Annotated in this window: 6 protein-coding genes; 3 read left to right on the forward strand and 3 right to left on the reverse strand. The window is 59.2% G+C overall.

Annotated elements, in window-relative coordinates:
* The first annotated feature begins 21 nt into the window (after positions 1 to 21).
* Together uvrA and LJD29_RS19155 are read left to right on the forward strand one after the other, a co-directional pair.
* Positions 22 to 2,877: an excinuclease ABC subunit UvrA gene (uvrA, locus tag LJD29_RS19150; protein ID WP_446743176.1), complete on the forward strand. Its 2,856-nt coding sequence runs from the start codon at positions 22 to 24 to the stop codon at positions 2,875 to 2,877.
* Positions 2,874 to 3,806: a CPBP family intramembrane glutamic endopeptidase gene (locus LJD29_RS19155; protein WP_446743177.1), complete on the forward strand. Its 933-nt coding sequence runs from the start codon at positions 2,874 to 2,876 to the stop codon at positions 3,804 to 3,806. Before uvrA ends, LJD29_RS19155 begins: the two co-directional genes overlap by 4 nt.
* 220 nt (positions 3,807 to 4,026) lie before the next feature.
* Here LJD29_RS19155 and LJD29_RS19160 read toward each other — a convergent pair whose 3' ends face one another.
* Complete coding sequence (locus tag LJD29_RS19160) at positions 4,027 to 5,367, reverse strand: alkaline phosphatase family protein (RefSeq protein WP_446743178.1); 1,341 nt, start codon at positions 5,365 to 5,367, stop codon at positions 4,027 to 4,029.
* 105 nt (positions 5,368 to 5,472) lie between these two features.
* The gene (locus tag LJD29_RS19165) at positions 5,473 to 8,901 is read right to left on the reverse strand and encodes a TonB-dependent receptor (RefSeq protein WP_446743179.1); all 3,429 of its coding nucleotides are present in this window, start codon (positions 8,899 to 8,901) and stop codon (positions 5,473 to 5,475) included.
* Between the two features lie 238 nt (positions 8,902 to 9,139).
* On the opposite strand from LJD29_RS19165, the gene LJD29_RS19170 reads away from it, so the two are divergent.
* On the forward strand, positions 9,140 to 10,495 hold the full coding sequence (locus LJD29_RS19170; RefSeq protein WP_446743180.1) for a hypothetical protein: 1,356 nt from the start codon (positions 9,140 to 9,142) through the stop codon (positions 10,493 to 10,495).
* A 12-nt stretch (positions 10,496 to 10,507) separates the two neighbouring features.
* On the opposite strand, the gene LJD29_RS19175 is transcribed toward LJD29_RS19170, so the two are convergent.
* Positions 10,508 to 12,142 (reverse strand): DUF5597 domain-containing protein, encoded by a 1,635-nt coding sequence (locus LJD29_RS19175; RefSeq protein ID WP_446743181.1) that lies wholly within the window; start codon positions 12,140 to 12,142, stop codon positions 10,508 to 10,510.
* Positions 12,143 to 12,208: the final 66 nt, after the last annotated feature.

Consider the following 12,208-nt stretch of genomic DNA (forward strand, 5'->3'; position numbering starts at 1 on the left):
CCTTAATTCATAGAAAATTCAATGTCGATCACTCATATCTCGGTCAAAGGTGCGCGCCAGCACAATCTGCGGGACATCAGCGTCCAGATTCCACGCAACACGCTGACCGTCGTTACCGGACTTTCCGGCTCCGGCAAATCCTCGCTTGCTTTCGACACCATCTATGCCGAGGGCCAGCGTCGTTACGTGGAGACTCTATCGGCATATGCGCGGCAATTCTTAGATCAAATTGAGCGGCCCGACGTCGATTCCATCGAGGGCCTGAGCCCGGCCATCTCCATCGAGCAGAAGACCACCAGCCGCAGCCCGCGTTCGACCGTCGGCACCATCACCGAAATCTACGACTACCTGCGCCTGCTCTACGCCTCGATCGGCGTGCCCCACTGTCCCAATTGCGGACGCCAGATCAGCCGCCAGACCTCCGAACAGATCGTTGAGCGTATCCTTGCGCTGCCGCAGGGCGAGCGCGTCATCATCTACGCACCGGTGGTGCGCGGCCGCAAGGGCGAATTCAAGGACCTGCTCGACAAGCTCGACCAGCAGGGCTTCCGCGCCCGCGTCGACGGCGAGGTCCGCGACCTTTCCGAACCGATTGAGCTGGAAAAGCGCAAGAATCACACCATCGAAGCCATTGTTTACCGGGCGGTTTTGAAGCCGGGCATTGAGAAGGCCCTTGAAGCCTCGGTGACCAAGGCGCTGCAGATGGCCAACGGGCTGGTGCTCGTCGGCACACCGAATGACGAACAGCTTTACTCGTCGTCGATGTCCTGCCCTGATTGCGGACTTGATGTGCCCAAGCTTGAACCTCGTAGTTTCTCCTTCAACAGCGCCTACGGAGCCTGCCCCGAGTGCCACGGCCTGGGCAGCATCTACGACTTCGACCCGGCCAAGATCATCAACGACTGGTCAAAGCCATTGCTCGACGGCGGTCTTGGTCCCGGCTCGGCCTCGCAGTACCTGCTTAAGCTCATCAAGCTCGCGGCCGACCGCTACAAGATCGACCTGAAGAAGCCCTTCGAGCAACTTACGGAGAAGCAGCAGGAGCTGCTGCTCTACGGCCCTCCGAAAGCGGAGACGCCGCGGACGGGTTTCCACGGCATCCTGGCCTACCTTCGTGATGCGCTCGAGGAATCGAAGTCCGACGCCTACCGCGAGTGGATGATGAACTACATGTCCGCCTCGGTCTGCCCGGCCTGCAAGGGCAGGCGCCTGCGTCCTGAGTCTCTGGCGGTCAAGATTGGCGGCCTCTCCATTGCCGACTTCACTGCCCTGCCGCTGGGAAAATCGCTGGTAGCTGCGCAGAAGATCACTTTTACTACCCGCGAGGGCCTGATTGCCGAACGTCTGCGCCGGGAAATCGTCGAGCGGCTGGAGTTTCTGTTGGCCGTCGGCCTCGGCTATCTTGCGCTTGACCGCAATGCGGCGACGCTTTCCGGCGGCGAAGGCCAGCGCATCCGCCTGGCGACGCAGATCGGTTCGCGGTTGCGCGGAGTGCTCTATGTGCTCGACGAGCCCTCGATCGGGCTGCATCAGCGCGACAATATGCGGCTTATCACCGCGCTCGAATCTCTCCGCGACCTCGGCAACACCGTGCTGGTGGTTGAGCATGACGAAGATACGATCCGCCACGCCGATTATGTCCTCGATCTTGGCCCCGGCGCCGGCAAGCTCGGCGGCCATGTCGTTGCCGAAGGCACGCCGCAGCAGATCATGGCCTCGCCCGAGTCGCTCACCGGCCGTTACCTCGCGGGAGGCACCGAAATCCTGCATCGAGCAGAGCCCCGACCGATCAACGGCAAGTGGATCACCGTGGAAGGCGCGAAGAGTCATAACCTGCGCAATGTCACGGCCAAATTCCCTCTCGGCGTAATGACGGTTGTGACCGGCGTTTCCGGTTCCGGCAAGAGCACCCTGGTCAATGACATCCTCTACCGCGCTCTCGCCCGCGAACTTTACGGATCGCGCGAGCAGCCAGGCGAGCACAAGCGCATCGCCGGCTTCGACCAGATCGACAAGGCCATCCGTATCGACCAGTCCCCTATCGGGCGCACGCCGCGCTCGAATCCGGCGACCTACACCGGTGTTTTTACCGCGATCCGCGATCTGTTTGCCATGCTGCCGGAGTCGCGCGAGCGCGGCTATAAGCCCGGCCGCTTCAGCTTCAACGTCGCCGGCGGCCGCTGCGAAGCCTGCCAGGGTGACGGACAGCGCCGCATCGAGATGAATTTCCTGCCTGATGTCTACGTGCAGTGCGAGGTCTGCAACGGCCGCCGCTACAACCAGGAGACGCTGGCGGTAAAGTTCAATGGCTACTCCATCGCAGACATTTTGGATCTTGCTATCGAAGACGCTCTGCCCGTATTGGCCGATATTCCGCTCGTACGGCAGCGCCTCGAAACGCTGGTCGATGTTGGCCTCGGATACATCCATCTCGGCCAGGCGGCAACGACGCTCTCCGGCGGCGAAGCGCAGCGTATGAAGCTGGCCCGTGAACTGTCGAAGCGGCAGACCGGCAAAACACTTTATCTGCTCGACGAGCCGACCACCGGCCTGCACTTCGACGACGTGCGCAAGCTGCTCGAAGTTCTGCACCGGCTGACCGATCTCGGCAACACCATCATCATCATCGAGCACAACCTCGATGTGGTGCGGAATGCCGACTGGATCATCGATCTTGGCCCGGAAGGCGGCGAGGATGGCGGACAGGTAATCGCCGAAGGCACGCCTGCGCAGGTAGCGCAGGTAAAAGGTTCGCATACCGCCGAGTTCCTGCGACGGTATGATGAAACTGGGCACCAGGTGTCTCCGTCCCCCAGCGAACCGCCGAAGTCGCCCGCAGCGAAAAAACGCCGCAGCAAAAAAGACTGGGTGCAATGAGCTTCGAACCAATGCAGGAGCCAATTCCGGGACCGATCGAGGGCTCGGCCTTTCCGCCGCAACCTGCGCATAACAACGACGCAGACGCGGCTTTCTTTGCCTACGAGCCGCAGGAGCTGCATCTGCCAAGGCTCATTCCAAACATCGGCCATGCCGCTCTCTTTCTCGTACTGGCTATCGTGCTCATTGCCGTCGGCCAGGTGCTCGGCATTTACCTGATCGCAACCTTTCATCTCTACGGGCACCACGGCTTCAAGTCGCTCTTCCGCATGTCGGTGAGTGACGCCCGGCTGGCGATCCCCGTACAGGCGTTGTCGTACCTGATGGTCGCACTCGCGTGCATCCCTATTTTCACCGTTATTTGGGACCGTCCGTTCGCCGAAGGCGTTCAGTGGAATCTTGCCGCGGCGTTCCGGCACTGGAAGCGTTTTGCCGTCATCGGCGTAGCCTGCGGCTTCGGCATTACCCTGCTGGGCAACTTTCTGCCCATGCCCAAAGATCCGCCCATCATGCAGGACATGATGAAGTCGCCGGTAGGTGCATGGTTGATGCTGCTCTTCGGCGTGACAGCTGCACCCATCATGGAAGAACTGGCCTTCCGTGGCTTTCTGCTGCCGAGCCTGATCAATATCTTCAACTGGCTGGCGCGCAAAGGCAGCATTACGGAGGAGGCCGCACGCTATGCGGGGATTCCGTTCTCGGTCGCGCTCACCAGCCTCGGTTTCGCCTTCATGCATTCCCCGCAGGTTTCGCACGCCTGGGGGCCGCTGCTGCTGATCGGCATGGTCAGCGTGGTTCTTTGCGTTGTGCGGCTGGTCACGCGATCGGTTGCAGCCGGAGCCATGGTGCACGCGGCCTACAATCTCACGCTCTTTGCCGGAGTGCTGGCGGAGACCGGCGGCTTCCGCCATCTGGACAAGCTGAACTAAGTAGTAATCGTTTGTCAGTAGTAATCACTTGTCAACCCGAACGCAGTGAGGGGCCTGCTTTCACGGAGTAAGCAGAGCGGCAAGACTCCGCATGGTGATAGCTACCGCGCTTCCTCTGAACTTGGTTTTGTATGAGGGCACTACTGAAGTCGTGCCCTCATAGAAAGCAGTGTCTTCCTTTGAAAGAAGCCGCCTAGCCAATAGGAAACAGCAGGTTCTTCTAGTGAGCCAGAATCTCGTCCAGCGGCTGCTCCTTCGCATCCGGCAGACTCACGCCGAGGATCTTTGCTATCGTCGGAGCCACGCGCAGGTTCGTGATCTCGCCCAGCTTCACTCCTGGCTTAATGCCCGCGCCCGAGGCTACAAAGAGCGTCTGTATATCGGGCATAGTGTTGATGAAGCCGTGCTGCCCGCGCGGTTCGTGCGTTTCTACCAACTCCGCCCCGACCTTGCCTTCGAAGGCGTAGCCGGGCTTCGCCGTCAGATAGAGCTGAGGGGCCTGGTCGGTATCGGCGTCAGAGGGAATCCCAATCGTGCGTGCTTCTTCATTCGTATAGACACGGTCGACACCCTCCTGCGACTCGAAGTACGCCTTGAGCTTCGGCTCGAGTTCCGCGCGTTTGACCTTGTCGCGAATGTATAACTCCGCAGCTCCGCCTTCCGCATTCACCCACACATTTCCCGTGTAGCCGCTGTCTGACTTATGCAGGTAGCCCTGCTGGGCGAGCGCGGTATTGGGATAGATAGTGTGCGTGGTCGTCGTGAAGCCGTGGTCGGCAACGATGAAAAAGGTGATGCGATCGAGAATGCCTGCTGTCCGCGCTGCTTCCACCAGACGCGAAAGGCACGAATCGGCATAGGCATACGCTTCATACGCCGCAGGTGTCAGAGGGGCGTACTGGTGCTGGATCGAGTCTGTCTGCAGAAGATGGAAGAGCAGCAGGTTAGGCGTGTGCTTCGTCAGGATGTCAATGGCGGCATCGGTCCAGATCTCGTCGTGCCACGCCGGAGTAGCCTGCTCTCCGAAGCGCTCTACCTGCTCGCGCGTAACCGTGCCGTTCGCGATGAGTTCCTGTGGGATCGCATCTTTCACATCGGGTTTCTCACCGAAGACCCACTTCACATTCTTCGCGCCGTAGACGGCAACCCAGTCCACCTGGCCGGTAGTCATTCCCTTCCCGGCCGCTGCGTCATAGAGAGTGCGCGCGTGCACAAGCTTGTCCTTGTCGGTCCAGGGCTTGATTTGCGGAGCCGATCCATCAGCCGGAAAATCGATCAGGCCATTCGCCATCACGAAGTGATGGCTGGCGTCGACGCCTGTGATCAGCGTGGTGTGATTTGGCCATGTCACGCTGGGGTTGATGGGTCTCATGCCATCGGCCACCGCGCCTTTCGCTATCAATGCCCGGAGGGTGGGCATGGGCAGTTGCGGGTCTTTCAATGCACGTGCAGGGAAGCCATCCATCGTGACCACCACAACGATGGGAGCATCTTTCGATTGTGCCTGGGATGTAAGGAAGGTAAAGCCGAGCAGGAGAGACGGGAGCAGGTGTTTGATCAATTCGTAGTTCCTTTAGGGCCTGATTACAGCAAAGTATACGCACGAAAATGTTACGGGACCGGAGGATGAGAGAGGCCATCTGCCATCCTCCGGTCCCAACGCAGTTTAGAAGATGAGTTTCAATCCAAACTGCGTTTGCCTGGGTGAGTTGGCCTGCGAGGTGATCTGGCCAAAGGATGTGCTGGTGACGCTCGTATTCGGAGAGCCGAACTGCACATGGTTGAATGCGTTGAAGAGCTCGGCGCGGAACTGCACCGTGAGCCGCGAATACGCCTGAAAGTCCTTCAGCAACGAAAGATCCGTGCTGTCGAGTCCGGGCGAACGAAGCTGGTCATAGTAAGCGGGGCCGTTGCCGAGCGTGAAGGCTGCGGGCTGGCTGAAGTCAGCGGTGTTGAAGTACTTGTTCAGGCGATTATGAATGTCGCCGTGCAGCGTGGCATTCTGCCCGTTGGTGTTGGCGTAGAGTGTCTGGAAGTTGTAGGTTGACAACGTATTGTTGGCGCTGATCTGCAACGGTGTTCCGCCCTGGAGGGTAGTGATGCCGTTGACCTGCCATCCGCCCACAGCGAGATCTTCCCAGTGCGAGATGTTGCCGCCGTACTGGCGTCCGCGTCCGAAGGGCAGTTCGTAAACATAGCTCATGATGAAGCGCGAGCGGATGTCCTGCGAACTGACCGCGTAGTCGGCCATGGGATCGAAGCTGTTCTGGTGGTTGGTGCTGTTGTCGAAGTTGCGTCCCCATACGTAGCTGCCCTGTAGCTGCAACCCGTTGGACATGCGTTTCGTGAGGCGAACCTGCAGCCCGTCGTACTGGTCGTTTCCACCGGAGAGGAAGAGCGGCAGCACGCTGGTGAATTGCGAATATTGCTTCAGCAACTGTGCCCGCGTGGTGGTGGGGCCGGTAACTGCAGCACCGGTCGTGATGAGTCCGTTATAGGGGTTGGCTACCTGGTCGCTCAGCGACTTGCCGAGAGCGAGATCGGCAACCGGCAGCTGATCGTAGTCGATGCCGCCTTCCCTGCTTTGCTGCTGCTTACGTCCGCGGTTGCCGACGTAGGTGATGTTAAAGGTGAAATTGTTTGGAAGACTCTGTGCCACATCCAGATTCCACTGGATCGTGTAAGGCGTCGGGGTGTTCTGGATCGCGCCTTCAATCTGGCCGCCTACACCTGTCAGGAGCCCCTGTGAGGCGCCAGGGGGCGTCGTAAAGCCCTGCGGAAAGGGATTGTCGAGCAGCGAGTTTGACGGAGTGATGCCGTTATTATCCTCGGTGCTGTACCACTGGTTCTGCACGCGGAAGCCATAGGGGCCAACCGTTCCGGCCGCAGCCTGGGCTGAAGGACCGTAGACGATCGCTCCTCCGCCGTGAACGACGGTGGTCGGCCGTGCCTGGTAGGCAAAGCCCACACGCGGAGCAAAGTTATTGGCATCGATATGGTACTGGTGACGGCTCTGGCCATTCACACCGACGAAGACCAGTCCGCCCTGCAGGCCCTGAACAGCCGAGGCCAGAGGAGACGAAATTGTCGGATCGAAGTAATTCGTGCGGTTATAGCGCTCGGTACGCGGCGTGTCGAGGTCGTAACGAATGCCCAGGTTAAGGGTGAGCTTGGGTGTGATCTTCCAGTCGTCCTGCGCGTATTCCGCCAGGTAGAAGCTCTGCGAAGCATCGTCCTTATAGTTCTGGATGAGGTCGCCGGTACCGAGGCCGAGCAACATCGACGCCAGGCCGCTGCCGGAGTTGGCATTCGCCGTGTTCGGATCGACCTGGGTATAGGTTGTGCCGAAGCTGAAGTTACCCGAGCTGTCCGCCGATTCATGATCGTTCACGCGAATCATGCGTCCGTCGAAGCCGAACTTGAAGGTGTGCGAACCGCGCACCAGGGTCAGCGACGACAGCAGGCTGTAGGTCATAAACGAGTTCTTGCGGTTGCCGTTGTTGCCCAGGCCGGTGTAACCCGAGGGCGAAAAGACCGGGAAGAGGTTCGTCGCGCCGGGCGCGGAATCGATCGATCCGGGAAGTCCAAGCTGGGTCGCGTCGAAGCCGAGGCTGGTGTTGAGGTAGTAGTAGAGCGTACGGGCAAAGCCGAGGCGCGTATCGAGAATGGTGCGGGCATTTGGCGTGGCGGTATAGCCCACCGTGAAGCCGCGATCATAATCTTCGCTGTTGATCAGGCCTTCTGCGACCGCGTCCTGTTGCGGGAAAAGCGGGTTGGGGTTGTCCTGGTAATAGCGGTCCGAATAACGAGCGAACACCTTCTGCCGGTCACTGATCACGTGGTCCACGCGAATGTCCCAGGAGTTGATGTCGTTCACCGTGCTGCCGCTTGCGAAATAATTGTTGGCGTTGGTGACAGCATTCCCCGTCGTGTTCGGCAGCGGGTAATAATTCATCGTTGCCAGGGCGACCTTGCTCAGCAGGCCCTGGGGAATCTTGTTGTCCGGAAACTGATCGCGGGTGTAGCCGGTACCGCTGTCGTTCAGGCGCGTGGTGTAAGGGTTGTAGATCTTGATCTGCTGGCCGTTCGAAGCAAAGGTCTGGGAGAAATCGCCGCTGCGCTGCGCCACCGTCGGAACGGTCGCGGTGAGCTGGTTGGCGTCGGTTTCACGCAGAAGTTCGGTCGAAAGCAGGAAGAACGTGCGGTCTTTCTTGATCGGGCCGGTAAGAATCCCACCGAACTGGTTGCGGTGCAGACCGGGTAGCGGCGTGTTGTGTAGGTTGTTGAAGTAGCTGTTCGAGTCGAGATCGGAGTTACGGAGGAACTCGAACGCCGTACCGTGGAACTCATTCGTTCCTGACTTGAAAACCACGTTCAGGATGCCATCGAGGCTGCGTCCGAACTCAGCTGGATAGTTCTGGTCGAGCAGGCGAAATTCGCCGATGGCGTCGACCGAGGGAAAGATACCGATGCCGGAGTTGCCATTCACAGTAGGAAAGCCGGCCGGAGTGCCGTCTACCAGAACATCCGTATAGCCCTGGCGGCCACCGTTCACCGAGTAGCTGACCGAGTTGTAGTCGTTGCCGGTCGACCCTGCAAAGCTGGGGTCCAGCTCAAGCAGGTCATAGGGATTGCGGCTGTTCAGCGGAAGATTACGGATCGAGGTGCCGTTGACTTCGTCACTCACCTGCGAAGAGACGGTGTCGAGCGTCTGGACGTCCGCGTTGACGGTGATCGCCTGCTGGACTGCTCCGACCTGCATGACGACGTCCTGCGTGGCGTGCTGGCCCAGGTCAAGGCGGATGCCGTTCTGCTCATAGCTGGCAAAGCCGGGCGCTTCCACTCGCAACGAGTAGGTGCCCGGAGCCAGGGTCAGGAACGAATACTGTCCCTGGTCGTTGGAGGTCTGCACGGTGCGTGCGTTGGTGGCGGTGTTGGTTGCCGTGACGGTGGCTTTGCTGATGACATTGCCGCTCGCCTCGCGGATCACGCCGAGCAGGTTCGCGCTGGTGTCCTGCGCAGATGCCGTACTCGAAAGCATCGCAATCATCGCGACGCAGACACAGAGGAACATTCCCCTGATTTTGGCTTGCATAAAGATGGTCCTCACTGGCCAAACTGTGAAAGGTTGAGGGTTAAAGACGCAGGTGTGGGCCTGACTGGCATGACCGTAGTGCAGGGATCTTTAGGAAGTTCAGTGATTTCTCGGAGAAGGATGTATGTGGCTGAAAAGGCGGGACATGGTTAACTCAACAAGCAAGGTGAAATGCAGGTGATTTACCATCCTGTAACCGTAACGGGATAGATTAAGAGTCACCCAAAACCCATAGGTCATGAGCAGCGCAATCTTTTCTGAGGTCGATGGAATTGCACCCGGTGCGCCGCGTGAGGACGATCCGCGCTGGCAGCTTGTACAGAGAATTGTTTCCACGAGAGACTTTGCGCGCTCGCCGCAGCTCTCCAGATTCCTGCTTTACATCTGTAACGCCACCTTCGAGAACCGGACACAGCAGCTCAGCGAACATCACATCGGGGTCGAAGTTTTTGGCCGCCAGCCCGACTACGACTCGGCTGCGGACACCATCGTTCGCTCGCATGCCCTGCGGCTCCGCCGAAAGCTGGAACAATACTTCCATCGTGACGGCTCGAACGAGCCGATAAGGCTCGACATTCCAAGAGGCACATACGTGCCGGTCTTTACCCTGGTGGAAGAAACGGTACTGATCGAACCGGAGCCGCTCGAGCCTGAGACCTTATCAGCAGTGTCTGAGCCGGCGGCAAACCCCGGACCGGTGACCACGCCATCTTCCGAGGAGCCCTCGGCCGATGACACCGGCAGAAGATCCATCGTCTGGCGCTACCGGCTGCTTACTTCCCTGCTGCTTCTCTGCGTGATCGCGCTCGGCGTACTCTTTGCTCTGCATCTGCGGACGCACTTCGTGCGCTCACGGCGGCACCTGTTGTGGGGTCAGCTTTTTACAGAGAACCAGCCTACGCGCATTGTGCTGGGAGATTCGGGCCTGGTGCTCTTTCATGCCGTCACCCATCAGTACGTTAGCCTGCACGACTACCTGAACAACGATTACCAGAAACAGCTGCAGCACGTAGAGCACGTCGAGCCGGCATTCGCCGAGTTTCTGCTGCATCGCCGCTACACATCTTTTGTCGACGCCATGACGCTCTCTCGCATCATGCGGCTACCCGAGGCCTCGCCGCGGCAGACACTCGTACAGTACAGCCGTGACATGCGCGTCGAAGACTTCAGCAGCGCGAACCTGATTATGATCGGCGCACAGGAAGCGGTGCCCTGGGTTGAGCTCTTTGAAAAGCACATGGATTTTGTCTTCAGCATCGACAATCCGCAGAACCACTCGTCCTATCGCAATCGCCACCCCAAGGCAGATGAACTGGCGAACTACAACGATGAGAGGGGTAAAGCCTACGGAGTCATCGCCTTTTTGCCAAACCTAAGTGGCAATGGCAATGCCCTGCTCGTCGAAGGATTGAACATGATGGGAACCGAAGCGGCCATCGACCTCGTAACCGACGACGCCCGTATTTTGCCTGTGCTCAGGAGCATCCGCAGGCCTGACGGTACCCTGCCGCACTTCGAAATGCTGGTGGAAAGCGATGCGGTTGGCGAAGGCGCAGGACCGGCCCATGTCATCGCCATTCACGTTCACGACTAGATGTGAGGTTGGCTAGAAAGTAGTCAGCTTCACTCGTAGCAGTACGTCTTCGTCCGATTTCAAATTCAGTCCATAATCTGTCTGGTCGCCGTTCCAGATGCGTGTAGTGCGCCAGTTGCCCGCCTCGTCATAGCTTCCCTCGGCCACTTCGAGGAACAACCGCTGCTTCGCCATGTCGAAGAGCGGCTTGAAATCCACACGTACATGATGGCCAGTGACGAGAAACTCGTCCGGCCCGAGTGTGATTACCAGCGCCCCGCCATCGGGCGGCTTGTTTCCAGCGGCGGGCTTGTTATAGCCGAAAGACGGTACGCCGTAACTGAAGGTAGCCTGCCAGCGATCGAGGTCGAGCGTGTGTACGTGATTGTCCGGTTCTTCGCTGTCGCCATGTACGCGGCCTTCGAGATTCGCAGCCGCAATCCGATCGGCGATGGGCGCCAGCAGTGCGTACTCCTCTGCGAAGGGTTTGAAGGCGCTTTTCTCCATCGCTTCCGGTCCATCCGGCAGGTTGGAGTAGCGTGTCATATCGAGGCCGAATGGTGAAAAGCCGATCGCTCCATGCCCTATCGCCGCGAAGACGTAATGCGCGTAAATGGCGGAGTTGCCGGTCTCGGGAATCATCAGTGCATTGTTGAAGCGCGCGTAGAGGCCGAGCACCGCGATGTACTTCGCGTAATCGGGCATGTAGATGTCCGGCGCTATCAACGACAGCGAGGGTGCGGCAATCTGGTACAGGAGAATGTTCTGATCGGTCGGAGCGCCCGATTCATACGAGCCCGGTGTCGCATGGAAGGGATCGCGCAGTGCGGCGTTCGTGTAAAGAGGCAGCGGATACTCGGCCTTTCCAGCAGCGGCCACCTGCTCGATGTAGCTGGCGATGGCCCACGCCTGGAAGGTTTCATCGGCGGCGTCTCCGAAGACCTCCTTCCACGTTCCCGGTTTCAGACCCAGCCCCTGCACCAGCTTTTCCGGAACCTGGCCTGCAAAATCCCTTTCTGCTTCCGGCCTGTGATCGCGGTCGCCTCCCCAGACTCCCGCTTCGTTCTCAACCTGGACCATCAGCACGGTGCGCTGTGCGTCCGCTGCTCGCAGGTGACGCATCAGTGCCGCAAATGCCGCCTTGTCGGCGGCGAGCCGTGCAGGTGAGTAGGTGCTGGGCGAATCGACGGTCTTTCCATCTTTGCCGATCAGGAACGGATACTTCTGCTGGTCCAGCTTCACCCAATGCGGCGTGTAGTGCGACGAACCATTCTTCCAGGTTCCAAACCAGAGCAATACCAGATGGACCCTGTGCTGTCGCGCCTGTTTGAGAATCTCATCGACGAGCGAGAAGTCGTACCTGCCGGGATCGCGCTCGACCTGCTCCCAATAGATGGGCACCTCAACCGTGTTGGCATGGATCGTTGCAGCGACGGGAAAGACCTTATCGAGCATATCCGGCCACGCGGAGGAGTTATTGGCCTGATAGCCCAGCATCAGGTAAGGCTTGCCATGGACCAGAAGCGCATGGCGGCCGTTCTGCTCAACAATCTTCGGGATGGAATCGGCGCCGCCAGCCTTTGCACCGGTTTGACCGAAGACGTGCGAAAACAACATGGCGGCGAAGACAGGAAGCAGAACAAGATGCCGTAGAGAACGCGGGAACATTCAGATCCTTTGAGGTCGAGGCGATAAAACTACCCGACCCAAGGTATCAGCAGGCGGCCCTCGATG

The sequence above is a fragment of the Silvibacterium acidisoli genome, assembly GCA_022870745.1.
Taxonomy (GTDB): domain Bacteria; phylum Acidobacteriota; class Terriglobia; order Terriglobales; family Acidobacteriaceae; genus Silvibacterium.

Coding starts and splice junctions, on each gene's coding strand:
- uvrA (WP_446743176.1), top strand. CDS start 22: ATGTCGATCACTCATATCTCGGTCAAAGGTGCGCGCCAGCACAATCTG.
- LJD29_RS19155 (WP_446743177.1), top strand. CDS start 2,874: ATGAGCTTCGAACCAATGCAGGAGCCAATTCCGGGACCGATCGAGGGC.
- LJD29_RS19165 (WP_446743179.1), bottom strand. CDS start 8,901: ATGCAAGCCAAAATCAGGGGAATGTTCCTCTGTGTCTGCGTCGCGATG.
- LJD29_RS19170 (WP_446743180.1), top strand. CDS start 9,140: ATGAGCAGCGCAATCTTTTCTGAGGTCGATGGAATTGCACCCGGTGCG.
- LJD29_RS19175 (WP_446743181.1), bottom strand. CDS start 12,142: ATGTTCCCGCGTTCTCTACGGCATCTTGTTCTGCTTCCTGTCTTCGCC.